Source organism: Halosimplex rarum (assembly GCF_047715405.1).
Taxonomy (GTDB): Archaea; Halobacteriota; Halobacteria; order Halobacteriales; family Haloarculaceae; genus Halosimplex; species Halosimplex rarum.
The window spans coordinates 453,996-469,734 of record NZ_CP180412.1 but is presented as its reverse complement, the minus strand read 5'-3'; the positions used below and the strand labels follow the sequence as shown (position 1 = coordinate 469,734).

Here is a 15,739-nt window from a genome sequence, read left to right as displayed (position 1 = left end):
AACCTCCTGGGCGTAAAGCTTTTTCTGTCTTACCAGTAGTTAGCCTGTAATGGCAATTGATGGTACGGGGGGCAACGAGTCTGACCAGGTCGGGTCGGGGGGCGACCGGTTTTCCGAGGGTGGACCGACCGTCGGCGAGTACACGTGGAACGACCTGCGGCGGGACGTCCACACGGGCGGACGGTTCGACAGGAGCGAGTATCTCGGGTTCGACCCGCTCGACATCGAGAACCGCCTCCAGTCGGGTGCGAGCGCGGCGAAGACGCTCGAACAGGCCTGGGGAGACCGGATCGAGGCCGAGCGGTCGTTCGTCGTCAAGGACCGCTACACCTGGGAGCACTTCAAGCAGGAGTACTACTACGACGAGGACGGGGAGATCCCGCGCGACAGCGACGGGGAGAAGATCCCGTTCGAACCCGAGGGGTACCTCGGGTTCGACCCGGAGGAGACGGAGGACCGACTGAGCCAGGGCGGGAGCGCCGCCGAGCGCCTGTCGGCCATCGTCGACGAGCGGACGGTCGACGTCAACCCGGACCTCGACGAGGACGCCTTCTTCTCGACGGTCGACGGGCACACGACGGTCGTCAACCGCTACGACCTGGAGAAGGCCGTGCCGCTGGAGAAGAAGGCCCACTTCGTCGAAGTCGAGCGCTACTGGGTGAACAAGCCCTACGCCTGCGTGATCATTTTCCACTCGCGCAAGGAGAACGAGAAGAAGTACTACGCCATCGAGCCCTACGAGAACGACATCGAGTCCGACCTCGTCAGTTTCCTCTCGGGGAAACTCAAGTCCGCGATCAAGTACTCCGACGACGACGTCGTCGTCGAGGGGTCGGAGGCCGACCGCGCCAACGTCATCCAGCGCGAGACCGAGCGCTTGCTCGAACGGTACGACCTCTACACGCCCGGGCAACAGGGTGACCTCGGGGTCATGGACCAGTTCAAGGAGGCGCTCGGCATGGAGGTGGGCGTGGAGACGCAGGGCGGGGAACTCGACGGGATCGGGGCGCGGCCGGAACCGGTCGTCATCGAGGACGACCCCGAGACGCTCAACGAGTACCAGGTGGAGAAACTGCTCTACCGCCTCAAACGTGACTTCGTCGGCTACGCGCGGATCGACCCCGTCAAACACGACATCAACGTCGAGGACATCTCCTGCGACGGGTACAACTCCCGCGTGTTCGTCTACCACACGGAGTACGAGAACATCATCACGAACGTCGAGCACGGCAAGCAGTCGCTCGACGACTTCGTCGTCAAACTCGCTCAGCGCTCCGGGAAGGGCATCTCGAAGCGCCAACCGCAGGTCGACGCGACGCTGCCCGACGGGTCGCGTGCCCAGTTGACCCTGGGCGAGGAGGTCTCCGACCACGGGACCAACTACACCATCCGTCAGTTCAAGGACGTCCCGTTCACGCCGGTGGACCTCATCAACTGGAACACCTTCTCGCTCGACGAGATGGCGTTCCTCTGGCTGTGCATCGAGAACAACAAGTCGATGATCTTCGCCGGCGGTACCGCGTCGGGGAAGACCACCTCGCTGAACGCCATCTCGCTGTTCATTCCGTCCAACGCGAAGATCGTCTCCATCGAGGACACGCGCGAGGTCGAACTGCCCCAGCGCAACTGGGTCGCCAGTGTCACGCGCCCTTCCTTCGGCGAGGACGACAAGGGCGACGTCGACGAGTTCGACCTGCTGGAGGCCGCACTGCGTCAGCGCCCCGACTACATCGTCATGGGCGAGGTGCGCGGGGAGGAAGGTCGCGACCTCTTCCAGGTCATGTCGACCGGGCACACGGCCTACTCCACCTTCCACGCCGACACCGTCGGCGAGGTCATCAAGCGGTTCACCACCGAGCCGATCAACGTCTCGAAGACCCTCTTCACGGCGCTCGACCTGGTGTCCATCCAGACCCAGACGCGGGTCGACGGCAACAAGGTGCGCCGCAACAAGAACCTCACCGAGATCAACGAGTACTCGGCGGAACACGACGAGATCAACGTCCGCGACGTCTACGAGTGGCAGGCCGAGACCGACGAGTACCTCCAGATGGGCAACTCCAACACGCTGGAGGAGCTCAAGTTCGACCGCGGGTGGAAACAGGAGCGCCTCGACGAGGAGCTGTTCATGCGGAAGGTCGTCCTCGCGTACCTCATCGAGCAGGACCTCAACACCTACACCGAGGTCGCGGCCGCCGTCCAGGCGTTCATCAACGACCCGGACACCATCATGGCCCTCATCGCCGAGGACAAACTGGAGCGCTCGCTGGAGGACCTCCGGGAGATGGAGTCGGTCAAGATCAACATCGACCCGGAGAAAGAGGAGATGGTCCCGCGGCCGGACCCGCCAGCGGAGATGTTAGCGGAGGCCGGCGACATCCTCGAGAACGCCCAGCCGCTGTTCCAGCAGTTCCGCGACAAGGAGACCTCGGACATCGTGAGCGCGCTGACGGGCTCGGGCGTCGACGAGGAGGAGACCGACATCACGCCCGTCGAGAAAGAGGACGACGACGACGAGATCGACTTCAGCGAGTTCGTCCCGGCGGCCGGTGCGGAGGCTGACGAGGCATGAGCCTCGGGCGCGAGACCCAGCAGCTCGGCGGTTCGAACACCGTTGGCGACACGTTCTACCCGCTCTACCAGACGCTGTTCGACGAGGAGGGTGACTTCGTCTCCGGTATCGAGGACAAGCTGGCCGAGGCGCGGATGGACGACAACGTCGAGATGTACATCTCGCGCGCGCTCGCCGTCGGCACCGTCGCCGGCCTGACCCTCTGGCTGCTCGGGATGCTACTCGGGTACCTGGTCGTCCAGATGCTGGGGATCACCAACCCCGAGTTCATCGGCCTCCGGTTGCCCGAGTCGATCCAGCCGATCGTCGCGGCGCTGAAGGTCCCGACCATCATCTTCGTCTCGGGGATCGTCTTCGGCGCGATCGGCTTCGGCGTCGGCTTCGGCTCGCTCGTCTCGATACCCTACTTCCGTTCGAACGCGCGCAAACGCGAAATCAACGTCCTTCTCTCCGATTCGGTCGCGTTCATGTACGCCCTCTCCGTGGGCGGTCTCAACCAGCTCGAAATTCTGCAGGCGATGGCCCAGGCCGACGACACCTACGGCGAGGTCGCCAAGGAGTTCCAGTCGCTCGTCCTCGAGACGGAGTACTTCGACACAGACTACCGGACGGCGATCCGCAACCAGGCCCTGGAGACGCCCAGCGACGAACTCAGCCAGTTCCTGACGGACATGCTCTCCATCGTCGACTCCGGCGGGGACATGACCTCGTTCCTCGAGGACCAGAAGGACAAGCACATGCGGACGGCCAAGCAGGAGCAGAAGAAGATGCTGGACACGCTGGAGCTGTTCGGCGAGATGTACATGACGCTCTCGCTGTTCCCGCTCTTGCTCATCATCATCCTCGTCATCATGAGCATGATGTCCTCGGGGTCGAAGATGGACATGATGCTGGGGACGGTGTACGGCCTCATCCCGCTGACCGGCGTCGGGTTCCTCGTCCTCACCTCGACGGTGACCCAGGACTCCATCGGCGACGGCTACCTCCGCCCCGACAGGGACACCGAGGAGACCTACTCGGAGGCCGACGACGGGGTCCTGAGTCTCGGTCTGGTCGAGGGCTACACGGGTCGGTTCGGCGTCTTCGACCGCATCAAAAGCCGCGAAGGGACCTACCGCGCGACCCAGATCCTCAAGCGCCCGCACATCTTCTTCCGGGACAACCCGCTGTACGTCCTCGGGATCACGATCCCCGTCACGGTCGCCTTCTTCGCGGTCGTCGTCATCTTCCACATGGCGCCGATGACCATCTCGGAACTCGTCGTCCCCGTGGGCGGCGACGTGCCCGAGGACCTCAACACGCCGGACAAGCGGTGGACCTACCCGGTCATCACGGGGACGTTCATGTGGGTCTACGTCCCGATCTACCTGAATCTCCTGCCGCTGGCCGTATTCTACGAGTGGAACCTCCGGACCCGCCGGAGCGTCGTCGGGAACCTCTCGGAGAACCTCCGGAAACTCGCCAGCGCCAACGACACCGGGATGACGCTTCTGGAGTCTATCAGGGTCGTCGCCGACACCTCCTCGGGCCGGATGGCCGACGAGCTGGAGACGATGCACGCGAAGGTCAACTACGGGACCAGCCTCAAGAACGCGCTCCGGGAGTTCAATAACCGCTATCACATCCCCCGGCTCGCGCGAACTGTCAAGCTGATCAGCGAAGCGCAGGAGGCGTCCAGTCAGATCCAGGACGTGCTCTCGACGGCCGCCCAGGCCTCCGAGAACCAGGACGACATCGACCTGGAGCGCAAGTCCCGCACGCGGATGCAGATGGTCATCATCATCATGACCTACCTCACGCTGCTCGGGGTGATGGCGCTCCTGAAGATCAAGTTCCTCAACGTGATGGCGGACCTGGCCAGCCAGTCCGCCTCGTCGGGCGGGGGTAGCAGTCAGGCCCCCGGCGGGAAATTCAGCGGCGTCAACACGCAGATGCTCTCGGTGCTGTTCTTCCACGCCGTCGTCCTGCAGGCGCTTTTGTCCTCGTTCATCGCGGGGTACATCCGCGACGTGAGCCTGCTCGCCGGCGTGAAGTTCGCCGTGGTGCTCCCGACCATCGCGCTGGTGGTCTGGTACGTCGTCACGCTCATGTCGTGACGGCGGCCTGATCCGCACCACCCTCGCTGACCGCAGCGCACCCGGCGTGGCCCGGCAACGCCCTTAGGTGTGCGACGGCCCGAAGGTGCCCATGGAAGCACCGAGGACGCTGCAGTCGGCCGCGGCCGAGGACGAAGACATCGCGATCACGCGCCGCGACTTCGACGGAGAGACGCTGATCGTCGTCGACTTCGGCGAGGGCGCCGACGCGCAACTCGACGTGGTCGGCGGCACGGCCATCGTCGTCGCCGGCGACCGCCAGTTCGAGTTCGAAGTGTCCGACGACGTGACCGACCTCTCGGTCAACGACGGGATGCTCCGTATCAGGTCCTGAGTGTCCGCTCCCGGCCGTTCGCTGTGCGAACCGGCCACTTCTGCGAACCTGCTCGCAGCGCCTATCCGGGGTAGCGACCGCGTCGCGACGGCTACCCGTCGAGTTCGTCCGTCGGCGTCGGGGCCTCGGGAGTCGATGTCGAGCCGTCCGGTGTCGCTGTTCCGTTCTGCGCCGGGGTCCCCGGTTGCGCCGGCTCCGGCGTCGACCGTCGCTGTACGTCGTCGACCCAGGTGGGAGGTTCCGGCGTCGACTCGCCGACACCGCTGTAGTCGTAGCGGAAGCTCACGTGGGTCTGGGTATCCCGGACAACGCGGTCGTACTCGGCGGTCAGCGACCGGACGAACCCCTCAGGGGTGACGTACGCCGTCGCGGAGTAGTTGCGGACGTCGACCGACGACGAGGCCAGCGTCTGGGGGATCGGGCCGTCAGCGGTGTGGAGTCGATAATAGGCCTGTCCGCCCCGCTCGACGGTCGTCACGTCGAACTGGGTGCCGTCCAGAAACCGGAGGATGGCGTCGCCGGCGAAGGCGTACTCATCTTGTTGTCCCGGGATCCGCAGCATCTCGTAGCGCGTCTCGTTCCCCTCGACCGCTCGCAGGAACCCGCCCGATTCGTTGACGTACAGCGAGGTGTTCGCGCCTGGGCCGAGGCTGACCTGCTGGACGAAGAAGCTCTCGTTGCCGACGACCGCCCGCCGGGTGAACACGCCCCCGACGAAGTCCTCCTCGCCCGTGTCGTAGTCCACGAACCAGGTGTACGTCCGGTTCTCCAGGAACGCCTCGTGGGCCCGACTGAGTTCGACGGCGTCGACTGAGCCGTCCGCGCTCACGCCCGGCGGGAGGTCGACCGGCGTGGCCGTCCCGGTCGCGCCCGCGTCGGTGTCGGTGATCGGGACCGGTGTGACGGTGTCCGTCGAAGCGCCCGGCTGGCCGTCGCTTCCGAACGAGACCGCGCTACACCCGGACAGGACGACGAGCGCCGCGACGATGACCGCCCCTGTTCGCATTGGGCGTCGCTAGGGACGTGAGGTACAATACGGCTTCGACGGACGGGACGGGCGCCGGTGCTTCCTGTGGCGGGCGGTTGGAACCAGCGTCCGCGCCTCGCACTGCTCACGGATCGCTTCGCTCCCCGTTCACGTCGAGGTGCTCCCTTCGGTCGCACCTCGTACCGCTCGGTGCGGTTCTCCGAACGCGAGCGGAGTGAACGTCCAGCCTTTTTCGCCCACGTGTTTCGAGGGGCCTTCCCGCAGCGAACCGAAGGCTCGTCGAAACACGTGGTAGTGGACTCGCCGGGACTGAGCGAACGCTTCGCGTTCGCGAGGGTCGGCGAGTCCACGAACGACTGACGGAGCGAAGCGACGGAAGAAGTGAGTGGACTCGCCGGGATTTGAACCCAGAGGAAGACGTTCCGGGCGTGCGGCCTCGCTTCGCTCGGCCGTTCCGGGCTGCGACTTCCAGGGCTTCAAATCCCGTCTCGCACAGCACTACGATGCGACTCACGCTGGCGAGCACACGCTACGCGGTGCTCGCGGAAGTTGTTCGTCGCAAAAGTAGTGGACTCGCCGGGATTTGAACCCGGGGCCTTCCCCGTGCCAGGGGGATGATCTACCACTGATCTACGAGCCCGCCTGCAAAGACACGTATCCGGGGACTTTTCATAAACCCATCGAAGCGGGCGGCCGATCGTCATCGAGTGACACGGCGGTGATGTCAGTCGCGCAACCGTCCGAGTATCAATTTCTGTACTGCCGGGCCAACGGATATAACGGGGACTGTCGTTCAGTCGGCAAGGCACGGAACCTGCGGCGCCCTCGGGGGACGGCGCTCGCAGCGACCGGCAGACACACACACAATGCGAGCATCCGGGGATCCACCCGGGCCCGTGAAGACACACGGCACGGGCCCACAGCGAGAGGGCCGTATAGAGCGAGCGCTCCGCCGTCGGGACGGGCGCGGCCAGACGACGCTGGACTTCGCCATCGGGATGAGCATCTTCCTGCTGGCGCTGACGTTCGCGCTGGCGTTCGTCCCGGGGATGTTCGAGCCGTTCTCGGACAGTGGCCAGACGGAGACGCCGGCGGTCAATCGCGTGGCCGACGACCTTACCCAGCGGTCGCTGGGCAACGCGACGGCGCCGTACGTACTCGACGGCGAGTGCACGCGGGCGTTCTTCGACGAGTCGGTCACCGCCTGCGGGTTCGACGGCGATCCGATACAACAGCGGGTTGGCGTCATCGACCGGACGCCGGTGAACGTGACTATCAGGGGCGACGTCGGATCGAGCGAGGACGCGATACTCTGCTGGGACGGGAGTTCGGTCGTCGAGCAGAGTCCGAGCTGCGGAACTGTCCTGACCGACGGGTCGAACCCGGCCGGCAGCGGCGGGAAGACCGTCAGTGCGCAGCGAGTCGCGCTGCTCGACGGACGGGACGTCACGGTCGAGGTGGTGATGTGGTGAGCGCCCGTCGGCCGCCGCGGTCGCCGTCGAGTCGGACGAACGGGAGCCCCGGGACCACGGACGCCGCGGACGGCGACCGCGGACAGGCCCACACGCTGGAAGGGATGGTCGCGGGCCTGGTCCTGCTGTCGGCGGTCGTGTTCGCGCTGGAGATGACGGCGGTGACGCCGCTGTCGGCGAGCACGTCGAGCCAGCACATCGAGAACCAGCAGGAGGCGACGGCGCGGGGCGTGCTCGCGTCGGCGGCCGAGACGGGGGCGCTCGAACGAGCAGTGCTCTCGTGGAACGAGACGAGCGAGGACTTCTACCACACGGGCCAGGTCGGCTACTTCACCACCGGTGCGCCGCCGAACCGCTTCGGGGCGATGCTCGAACGGTCGTTCGACCGGAAGGGAATCGCGTACAACGTCTACCTGCGCTACCAGGGGACGGACTGGCAGACGCACACGCAGCGGTACGTCTATCAGGGAGAGCCGAGCGACCACGCGGTCCGAGCGACGTGGTCGCTCTCGCTCGTGGTAGACGACGAGATCCGCGACGAGAACGGGGACCCGACGGGAACGGCGGTCAGCGACGAGGACACGTACTTCGCGCCGCATCCGTCTGGCTCCAGCGTCTACAACGTGATCAACGTGGAGGTGGTCGTGTGGCGGATCTGAGGCCGGACATCGGCGGAGCGGACATTGACCGCGGGCAGATCATTCTGGTCGGCGCGTTCGCGCTGGCGGTCGTGTTCGTCGCGCTGGCGCTGGTAATGAACGCCGCCATCTACACGGAGAACCTGGCGACGCGCAGCGAGTCGGCGGAGACGTCGAACGCCCACGCCTTCCACCGCGCCACGGAGACGACCGCGACCGAATCGTTCCGCTACGCGCACGACGTCCACAGCGGCGACCACGACGCACTAAACCAGAGTGTCGAGGACGCGATCGAGGCCTACCACAACGCGACCCGACGGCAACAGGCGGCCCACGCCCAGCTCACCAACGTCAGCGTCGCGTCGACGTCGCCGGGAGTGAACATCACGAACACGGACGATACGTTCGACGCAGACGACGGCACCGACGACTGGGAAGTCGCCTCGGGCGTCCGGCAGTTCCACACGTTCCGCCTCGACATCGAGGGATGGCCCGACTCCGATAGCGAGGAGCTCCGCGTCGTCGCCGACGACACCGAAACCTGGTACATGAACGTCTCGTTCGACGGGTCGGAGTACACGGTCGGTGTGAACGATTCGGGGACGTACTCGACGTGTGACTCGTCGATCGCCGCCGACTTCACGGTCGACTTCGCGGCGGGAACGGTCGACGGCGATGACTGCGCTTCTCTCGATCTGGCGAGCGAGTCGGGTCCGTACGACCTCCGGTTCGAGAACGGCTCGGTCGCGAACGGAGACTTCACGATGCTCGTCAACGGGACCGCTGGATCCAGAGTGACCGATGATCAGCAGACGCAGGTGCTCTACTCGATGGACGTCGACCTGATCTACTGGTCGTCGGACGTCCGCTACCGGTCGACGATCCGGGTCGGGCCGGGTGAGATCGATGGGTAGCCCGCCCCCGCGGCGTCGCGGGCAAGCTGCGGAGCGCGCGGACAGCGGCCGGCGCTACGGCGGCCTCGCGAGCGCGAGTCGCGGACAGTCGACGACGCTGGAGTACACGCTCGCTCTCGCCGTCGCGTCGCTGGTGATCACCGGGCTATTCGTCGCCGCGGGCGACTTCGTCACCCAGCAGCGCACCGAGGTCGTGCGGACGGAACTGGGCGTCGTCGGCCAGCAACTCGCCGGCGACGTCGTCGCGGCGGACCGACTCGTCGAGGCCGGCGCGAGCACGGACACTGTCGCGGTCAACGCGTCGCTCCCACCGACGATCGCGGGTTCGCACTACAGCGTCGCGGTCACCCACACCGGCTCGGAGCAGTGGCTGAACCTCTCGACGTCTGACCCGTCGGTCTCCGTGTCGGTCCGGATCAAGACGAAGACGACCGTCGCGACCGGTGCAGTATCCGGCGGCAGCGACGTCAGCGTCGTCTACGACCCGAGCGGTCCGAATCTGGAGGTGCGAGGATGACCGGGCCGCGAACGCGCGACGACCGCGCCGTGAGCGACGTCATCGGGTTCGTCCTGGTGTTCGCGATGATCGTCAGCGTGGTCGGGATCGTCTCGCTGTCGGGGCTCGCCAGCCTCGAATCGGCTCGGGACGCACAGCAGACCGACAACGCCGTGCGCGCGATGGAGGTGCTCTCGGACAACATGGGCGACATCGCCGAACGGGGAGCGCCCAGCCGAGCCACGGAGATCAGCCTCGAAGACGCGTCGCTCTCGCTCGCGAACGAGACGATCGTGACCGTCCGCGACCCGAACGAGAGCGCGGGCGATCCGTCGTTCCTGGTGAACCGGACGCACAAGATCCGGCCGATCGTCTACGACGACGGCGACACGGAACTCGTGTACGCGATGGGCGCCATCTTCCGCGACGACCCGCGGGGCGGGACGGTCGTCCAGCCGTGGTCGCCGGTGTTCGACGAGGAGCGCACGCTGATCCCGATCGTCACGACGATCTCGGCCACCGACACCGTCCAGCAGATCCAGAGCTCGACGGTCCTCGTGCGCGCGAACACGAACAGCCGACTCGTCCCCGTGGCCGACGACACCGGGAAGTACGACGACGTCTGGATCAACGTGACCTCCCCCAGGGACGACCTCTGGCTGTCGATGCTCGGCCGGGACCCGGCCCTGACCTGCTTCCGCTCGGGGTCCGAGCGGGTCTCCTGCCAGCTCGACGAGACGCCCGAGCAGCTCTACGTCACGGAGGTCCGGATCGCGGTCGACCTGAAGGCCTGAGCCGGCTGCGATCGCCTCGCGGACTCCCGTGACTCACCGGGCTCACTGCTCCTCTAACGCGAGCCACAGCCGCCCGCACGGAACGGTCGGTGGGCCGACAGCCACCGGTCAACGAGGGGGAGAGGTCGGACAGGCGGGACGGTAGCTCCCAGCGAGAGAAACTGCGGAGGTGTGCGAACTGGTCGCGTCGCGCGTCACTTGCTGGTGACGTTGACCGGGTTCTCGGTCACGTGGAGGTAGGTGACCGGCGTGATATCGCCCGTCAGCTTGAGGTCGGTGTCCTCGACGCTGGGGTCGTACTCGAAGTCGTTGGGGTTACCGTTGACGGTGACGCTCTCGCAGACCACGCCGCCGACGACGTTCGGTTCGACCGAGCCGCCACCGTTCATGTTGCAGTCCGAGCCGGGCGCGTACAGCAGGCCGACGAGTTTGAAGTTGCCGTTGCCGTTGACCGCCCCGTCGGAGTGCATGACGACCGAGAACTTGCCCGCCTGACCGCCGTCGTTGAGGTCGTCGCCCGAGCCCATGTCGAAGGAATTGCGGACGAGCACCGTCACGTTGTGGCTGCCGGTGATCGTCACCTCCTCGGGACTGAAGTTCTCGTCGACGACGACCGTGACGTCGTCGCCCGGGTTGTCGACGTCGAGCGTCCCCGAGAAGTACGAATCCGCGTAGTAGGTCCCCCCGCTCGTGATGGAGACTGTGCTGTCCGGCGAAATATCATCGCAGGCGTCGTCGTCGCTCTCGCACTCGTCGATCCGGTCCTCGATACGCTCGTCGGCGAGCGGGTAGTTGATACCCGTCTCCGAGCGATCCGGCGGGTCGTCGTTGCCGTTCATCCGGATCCCGCCCGGCTGGGTCGCCGCGAGCACCTGGTCGTAGGTCGCGTCGAAGGGGACGACCAGTTTCGCGCGGGCGGTCCCCCTGGTGTGGTTGTAGCTCACGTTGCCTTCGGTCCGCTGGGCGAAAAAGCGCCCCCAGGCCTCGTAGTAGTCGCTGTGAACGGTGACGTTCACGTAGCCCATGTCGAGCGGGTTGGTGAAGTCGGCGTCGTCGGTCGCGTTGGGATACCGGACCCGGGTCTGGTCGGCCTTGGACACCGTCACGCCGGACCCGAGGGTCGACGTGCCGTCGACGGTGATTATCGGTAGCGTCAGCGTCGCGGACCGGAAGTGGAACTCCGGCGGGGAGAGCATGACCGTCCCGGCCTCGGTCCCCTTCCAGACGCCGCCGCCCTGGTAGGCGATGTCGTGGTCGCCGTTCTCGTAGCGAACGGCCCCGAGCGTCACGTTTGTCAGCGTCTCCGTCTCGTCGGCGGTCTGGTTGTAGATGGTGACGTTCATCCAGCCGGCGGCGTCGTCGACGCGGTATGCGGCGCCGCTGGCGGCCGAGAGGGAGACTCCCTGGTGACTCGTGCCGCCGAGCGCGACCATCGCGCTCCGGGAGTCGAACTGCGTCAGCGTCTTCTCGGCCCGGCTCACGTCGAGCCCGTTGCTCGTGTCGTCCAGCGCCGCCGCGCCAATGGACACGACCAGCGCGGTCCCGGCGATGACGACGGCGAACAGCAGTACGATCCCCAACACGTTGCTCACGCCCCGAGCGTCCTGACTCATCGGTTTCTGCCCTCCGTTCGACACCCCGGTCAATAAACGCGCGCCTTCGTTTATCACGATTGAATCCAGCGCGCCCGTCGGCCCGCTCAAACCCGTTTTAGACCCAGTAGACGACACGACAGTGTTAATACAAACTGTGATAACGCCCAGAGATTCGATCTCGTTTCGGTTGCCTCGCCGTCGCGTGGTCTTCCCTGTCAGTGAGAACGGTCTTTCGGCCCGGGCGGTGAGTACCCGATGGAAACTGTTTAGTGTGCGAGGAGGCACTCTCCGATGGGAACGCACGACCGCAAATCTGACATCGTCGCGCGATTGCGCGACTCGGGATTGCGGCCGTGTTCGCGCCGATCCGGCCGCCTCGCTCCCGCGAGGCCCGCCGCGGCGCACGCACGCACTGCGCGGTCTCACGACCGTCGAACAGCGGTCAGTCGCGTTCCAATTCAGACACATGGCACGAATGCATACGCGCCGTCGCGGCTCGTCCTCCTCGGACAAGCCGGCGGCCGACGAACCCCCGGAGTGGAGCGACGTAGACGAATCGGCGATCGAAGAGCGCGTGGTCGAACTGGCAGAGCAGGGCCTCAGCACCAGCGAGATCGGCCTGAAGCTCCGCGACGAAGGCGTCAACGGGACGCCCGTCCCGGACGTCTCCCTGGCGACGGGCAAGAAGATCACCGAGATCCTCGAAGAGAACGACGCCGCCCCGGAGCTGCCGGAGGACCTGCGCAACCTGCTGGAGCGGGCCGTCCGCCTGCACGAGCACATGGACGAGAACCCGACCGACCACCAGAACAAGCGCGCGCTCCAGAACACGGAAGCGAAGATCCGCCGCCTGGCGAACTACTACCGCGGCGACGAACTGGACGAGGACTTTACCTACAGCGCCGACACCGCCGCGGAACTCCTCGAATAGATGTCCGCTACCGCCCGCTCCGAAGACGACGCTGCCGCCGGCGAGCTCGCCGACCGGCTCCGCGAGGCCGGCTTCGTCCGCCTCGTCGGCGCCGCGACCGGCGACGCGCTGGCCGCCAGCGGCGTCCTCGCGCGGGCGTTGACCGAACTCGACAGCCCCTTCCAGATCAGTCTCGCGGCGCTCCCGACCGACGCCGAGCGCGCGACCGACGCCGACCTGACCGTCGCCGTCGGCCGCGCCGACTCCACGGCCGACTGCTCGCTGCCCGCTAGCGCGCGGCCGGCCAGCGAGACGGCCTTCGAGGCGGCCCGAGAACTCGAAACCGAGCCCGACATCGCGCTCGCGCTCGCCGGCGTCACTGCCGACGGGCGCGCGCTCGATGGGCCGGTCGCCGAGGCTGCCGCCGACGCCGGCATCGAGCGCCGACCCGGTGTGGCCGTCCCGACGGGCGACCTCGTCGACGGCCTCACCCACTCGATGCTGGTTCACGCGCCGTTCTCGGGCGATGTCGACGCGACGGCGGCGACGCTCGCCGACCTCGGACTCGGTCCGGGCGACGACGGCGTCGACGCGAGCGCGCTCGACGACGACGCGCGTCGTCACGTCGCCTCGCTGGTCGCGCTGCGAGCGGCGGGCGACGACGCCGTCCCGTCCCGGGGCGGCCACGCGGTCGAACGGGCGCTCCGTCCCTTCGCGGGCGGTCCATTCGGGACGATCGGCGGCTACGCGGACGTCCTCGATGCGCTGGCGCGAGACGAGCCCGGCACCGGTGTCGCGCTCGCGCTCGGTCACGACGTGGAGGCCGTCGCACTCGACGCGTGGCGGTCGCACGCCCGTCGCGCGCATGCCGCCGTCTCAGACGCGACGACCGGTCGGTACGACGGCCTGTTCGTCGCTCGCGCCGAGACGGACGACGCGCCCGTCGAGACGATGGCGCGGCTCGTCCACGACTACCGCTCGCCTGAACCCGTGACGCTGGCCGTCACGGACGGCGTAGCGGCCGTCGCGTCCGACGACCGCGACCTCGACTCCGTGCTGGCGACGGCCGCTGAGGGCGTCGACGGCACCGCCGCGACGGACGCAACCGGGACGACCGGGCACGCCCGCTTCGACGTCGAGACGGGCGCGTTCATCACCGCGTTCAGGGAGGCGCTATGAGACGAGCGACGATCACGACGACCCACGGCGACGAGGAGGCCGCGATGCGCGTCGCGGCCGCGCTCGCACCCGACAACACTGCCGAGATGGACACGCGCGTCGACGGCGACGCGGTGGTCACGACGGTGACGCGGGAGGCGACCGGCGGGCTCCGGTCGACGGTCGACGACTACGTGGTCAACTGCCGGGTCGCCGCGCGACTCGGCCGGGACGAGGGCGAGGCGGAGTGGAGTACAGTGCAGACAGACGACACACCAGACACAGACACCAACACATGAGCGAACGATCAGTCTCACGGCAAAAACAAGAGAAGCGGTGGTACACACTGATGGCTCCCGAGCAGTTCGACCGGGAGGAACTCGGTGAGACCCCCGCGGACGAACCGGACAAGGTGCTCGGCCGCACCATCGAAACCACGCTGGGCGACCTGCGCAACGACGCCAGCGAGAACAACACCAAGCTGACCTTCAAGGTCGACGAAGTCGCGTCGGACTCGGCGTACACCGAGTTCGTCAAACACGAGCTGACGCGGGACTACCTGCGCTCGCTCGTGCGCCGCGGCTCCTCGAAGATCCAGGCGTACATCACCGTCCTCACCGAGGACGACTACCGCGTCCAGATCCAGCCCGTCGCGCTCACCACCAAGAGCGCCGACGAGAGCCAGGAGAAGGCCATCCGCCGCACGATGATCGACATCGTCGAGGAGTCCGCCCGCGAGCGCACGTACGAGGAACTCGTCGACAGCGTCGTCGAGGGGCGGCTCTCCTCGGCTATCTACAACGACGCGAAGACCATCTACCCGCTGCGCCGCGTGGAGATCCAGAAGCTAACCCTCGAGGCCCGCCCCGAGGAAGTCGCCGCCGAAGAGGAGACCTCCGTCGACGTCGACGAAGAGGAAGTCGCAGTCGACGAGACCGCCGACTGACGACGCGCGCCTTCGATTTCTTTCGCTCGGCGAATCCACAGCGCCGAGCGACGCGGCCGTCAGTGCGCTCGGCCGCCGCCCGTTACGCGTCCGTCGGGTCCGCCGTCGCGTCTTCGCTCACGACGACCGCACCGACCATCCCGCCGGTCTCGTGGGGGACACAGAAGTAGCTGTGCGTGCCGACCGTCTCGAAGGTGTGCTCGTAGGTCTCCTCTTGGTAGATCGCCCCCTCGTTGCCGTCGAGCCAGCCATCCTCTGCCGCCGACTGGGAGTCGAACTCGCCGGACGCCCAGTAGTCGACCCCCTCGGGGACCTCTTCCTCGTAGGCGGTGACCGTGTGGGCGTGCGTGCTCGTGTTCTTCCAGACGACGGTCGTCCCGGGCGGGACCTCGACCGTCGCCGGATCGAACTTCCGGGGCGTCATGCTGACGTCGTAGTCGCCGGTCTCGCCGCTGCTCTCGCCGCAACCGGCTACCCCGGCCGCGACGGCGACCGCGCCCGCACTCCGGAGGAACGCCCGTCTGTCCATACGAAACGGTGGGTACTCGGCCCAAATAGAGGACTCGGTATCGAACGGTCGTCAGAACTCGAACGGGGACGATCCGCTGGAGATGCCCTCTGACGGTGTTCGGTATATGTTGCCTACTGAGCATTCATAGTCGTCTCAGAATTGGATGCTGTTGGGAGAGGCATCTGGATAGAACGCAATTCTCGTTCAGCTTATAAATGCGAGGAAATAGAGGGTGAGACACAGGTGGAAGACTCCAATCACGAGGTACGCTATCGACTGGACTTTCGTCAGCGAGACTTTCCAGCCAACGGGTTC

The 15,739-nt window shown here is 66.6% G+C and carries 15 protein-coding genes and 1 tRNA gene; 12 read left to right on the top strand and 4 right to left on the bottom strand.

Features of this window, described 5'->3' with window-relative positions; genetic code table 11:
- Positions 1 to 49 precede the first annotated feature (49 nt).
- The 3 genes from ACMGFH_RS02240 (at position 50) to ACMGFH_RS02230 (ending at position 5,002) form a co-directional block, all read left to right on the top strand.
- Positions 50 to 2,572: a type II/IV secretion system ATPase subunit gene (locus ACMGFH_RS02240; RefSeq protein WP_415381145.1), complete on the top strand. Its 2,523-nt coding sequence runs from the start codon at positions 50 to 52 to the stop codon at positions 2,570 to 2,572.
- Positions 2,569 to 4,668: a type II secretion system F family protein gene (locus ACMGFH_RS02235; protein WP_415381144.1), complete on the top strand. Its 2,100-nt coding sequence runs from the start codon at positions 2,569 to 2,571 to the stop codon at positions 4,666 to 4,668. Before ACMGFH_RS02240 ends, ACMGFH_RS02235 begins: the two co-directional genes overlap by 4 nt.
- A 91-nt stretch (positions 4,669 to 4,759) precedes the next feature.
- Positions 4,760 to 5,002 (top strand): hypothetical protein, encoded by a 243-nt coding sequence (locus tag ACMGFH_RS02230; protein WP_415381143.1) that lies wholly within the window; start codon positions 4,760 to 4,762, stop codon positions 5,000 to 5,002.
- 91 nt (positions 5,003 to 5,093) lie between these two features.
- On the opposite strand, the gene ACMGFH_RS02225 is transcribed toward ACMGFH_RS02230, so the two are convergent.
- Together ACMGFH_RS02225 and ACMGFH_RS02220 are read right to left on the bottom strand one after the other, a co-directional pair.
- Entirely contained in the window at positions 5,094 to 6,008 is a 915-nt protein-coding gene (locus ACMGFH_RS02225) for a hypothetical protein (protein WP_415381142.1), read from the bottom strand.
- Positions 6,009 to 6,558: 550 nt separating this feature from the next.
- Positions 6,559 to 6,630: transfer RNA gene (locus ACMGFH_RS02220), tRNA-Ala, on the bottom strand.
- A gap of 256 nt (positions 6,631 to 6,886) precedes the next feature.
- Between ACMGFH_RS02220 and ACMGFH_RS02215 the strand changes: the two genes are divergently transcribed.
- The 5 genes from ACMGFH_RS02215 (at position 6,887) to ACMGFH_RS02195 (ending at position 10,304) form a co-directional block, all read left to right on the top strand.
- Positions 6,887 to 7,462, top strand: a complete 576-nt coding sequence (locus ACMGFH_RS02215; RefSeq protein ID WP_415381141.1) for a hypothetical protein — start codon at positions 6,887 to 6,889, stop codon at positions 7,460 to 7,462.
- 104 nt (positions 7,463 to 7,566) lie between these two features.
- A complete protein-coding gene (locus ACMGFH_RS02210) occupies positions 7,567 to 8,121 on the top strand; it encodes a hypothetical protein (protein ID WP_415383301.1) in 555 nt (184 codons plus the stop codon).
- Positions 8,109 to 9,014, top strand: a complete 906-nt coding sequence (locus tag ACMGFH_RS02205) for a hypothetical protein (RefSeq protein WP_415381140.1) — start codon at positions 8,109 to 8,111, stop codon at positions 9,012 to 9,014. The genes ACMGFH_RS02210 and ACMGFH_RS02205 overlap by 13 nt, the downstream gene beginning before the upstream one ends.
- The gene (locus tag ACMGFH_RS02200; RefSeq protein ID WP_415381139.1) at positions 9,007 to 9,531 is read left to right on the top strand and encodes a hypothetical protein; all 525 of its coding nucleotides are present in this window, start codon (positions 9,007 to 9,009) and stop codon (positions 9,529 to 9,531) included. The genes ACMGFH_RS02205 and ACMGFH_RS02200 overlap by 8 nt, the downstream gene beginning before the upstream one ends.
- Entirely contained in the window at positions 9,528 to 10,304 is a 777-nt protein-coding gene (locus ACMGFH_RS02195) for a hypothetical protein (RefSeq protein WP_415381138.1), read from the top strand. The genes ACMGFH_RS02200 and ACMGFH_RS02195 overlap by 4 nt, the downstream gene beginning before the upstream one ends.
- A 194-nt stretch (positions 10,305 to 10,498) precedes the next feature.
- On the opposite strand, the gene ACMGFH_RS02190 is transcribed toward ACMGFH_RS02195, so the two are convergent.
- The gene (locus tag ACMGFH_RS02190; protein WP_415381137.1) at positions 10,499 to 11,917 is read right to left on the bottom strand and encodes a hypothetical protein; all 1,419 of its coding nucleotides are present in this window, start codon (positions 11,915 to 11,917) and stop codon (positions 10,499 to 10,501) included.
- A gap of 448 nt (positions 11,918 to 12,365) precedes the next feature.
- Here ACMGFH_RS02190 and ACMGFH_RS02185 point away from each other — a divergent pair, with 448 nt between their 5' ends.
- From ACMGFH_RS02185 to ACMGFH_RS02170, 4 genes are read left to right on the top strand one after another with little or no spacing between them, the layout of a single operon-like run.
- The gene (locus ACMGFH_RS02185; RefSeq protein WP_415381136.1) at positions 12,366 to 12,830 is read left to right on the top strand and encodes a 30S ribosomal protein S15; all 465 of its coding nucleotides are present in this window, start codon (positions 12,366 to 12,368) and stop codon (positions 12,828 to 12,830) included.
- Complete coding sequence (locus tag ACMGFH_RS02180) at positions 12,831 to 13,988, top strand: hypothetical protein (RefSeq protein ID WP_415381135.1); 1,158 nt, start codon at positions 12,831 to 12,833, stop codon at positions 13,986 to 13,988.
- Positions 13,985 to 14,266: a KEOPS complex subunit Pcc1 gene (locus tag ACMGFH_RS02175; protein ID WP_415381134.1), complete on the top strand. Its 282-nt coding sequence runs from the start codon at positions 13,985 to 13,987 to the stop codon at positions 14,264 to 14,266. The genes ACMGFH_RS02180 and ACMGFH_RS02175 overlap by 4 nt, the downstream gene beginning before the upstream one ends.
- On the top strand, positions 14,263 to 14,913 hold the full coding sequence (locus ACMGFH_RS02170) for a 30S ribosomal protein S3ae (protein WP_415381133.1): 651 nt from the start codon (positions 14,263 to 14,265) through the stop codon (positions 14,911 to 14,913). Before ACMGFH_RS02175 ends, ACMGFH_RS02170 begins: the two co-directional genes overlap by 4 nt.
- Before the next feature lie 82 nt (positions 14,914 to 14,995).
- Here the strand turns inward: ACMGFH_RS02170 and ACMGFH_RS02165 are convergent, their stop codons facing one another.
- Positions 14,996 to 15,442, bottom strand: a complete 447-nt coding sequence (locus ACMGFH_RS02165) for a plastocyanin/azurin family copper-binding protein (protein WP_415381132.1) — start codon at positions 15,440 to 15,442, stop codon at positions 14,996 to 14,998.
- Positions 15,443 to 15,739: the final 297 nt, after the last annotated feature.

Bases quoted from the DNA above. Each gene is read 5' to 3' on its own strand.
- ACMGFH_RS02165 (WP_415381132.1), bottom strand. From the start codon at position 15,442: ATGGACAGACGGGCGTTCCTCCGGAGTGCGGGCGCGGTCGCCGTCGCG.
- ACMGFH_RS02200 (WP_415381139.1), top strand. From the start codon at position 9,007: ATGGGTAGCCCGCCCCCGCGGCGTCGCGGGCAAGCTGCGGAGCGCGCG.
- ACMGFH_RS02195 (WP_415381138.1), top strand. From the start codon at position 9,528: ATGACCGGGCCGCGAACGCGCGACGACCGCGCCGTGAGCGACGTCATC.
- ACMGFH_RS02190 (WP_415381137.1), bottom strand. From the start codon at position 11,917: ATGAGTCAGGACGCTCGGGGCGTGAGCAACGTGTTGGGGATCGTACTG.
- ACMGFH_RS02230 (WP_415381143.1), top strand. From the start codon at position 4,760: ATGGAAGCACCGAGGACGCTGCAGTCGGCCGCGGCCGAGGACGAAGAC.
- ACMGFH_RS02185 (WP_415381136.1), top strand. From the start codon at position 12,366: ATGGCACGAATGCATACGCGCCGTCGCGGCTCGTCCTCCTCGGACAAG.
- ACMGFH_RS02170 (WP_415381133.1), top strand. From the start codon at position 14,263: ATGAGCGAACGATCAGTCTCACGGCAAAAACAAGAGAAGCGGTGGTAC.
- ACMGFH_RS02225 (WP_415381142.1), bottom strand. From the start codon at position 6,008: ATGCGAACAGGGGCGGTCATCGTCGCGGCGCTCGTCGTCCTGTCCGGG.
- ACMGFH_RS02175 (WP_415381134.1), top strand. From the start codon at position 13,985: ATGAGACGAGCGACGATCACGACGACCCACGGCGACGAGGAGGCCGCG.
- ACMGFH_RS02180 (WP_415381135.1), top strand. From the start codon at position 12,831: ATGTCCGCTACCGCCCGCTCCGAAGACGACGCTGCCGCCGGCGAGCTC.
- ACMGFH_RS02235 (WP_415381144.1), top strand. From the start codon at position 2,569: ATGAGCCTCGGGCGCGAGACCCAGCAGCTCGGCGGTTCGAACACCGTT.
- ACMGFH_RS02240 (WP_415381145.1), top strand. From the start codon at position 50: ATGGCAATTGATGGTACGGGGGGCAACGAGTCTGACCAGGTCGGGTCG.
- ACMGFH_RS02210 (WP_415383301.1), top strand. From the start codon at position 7,567: ATGGTCGCGGGCCTGGTCCTGCTGTCGGCGGTCGTGTTCGCGCTGGAG.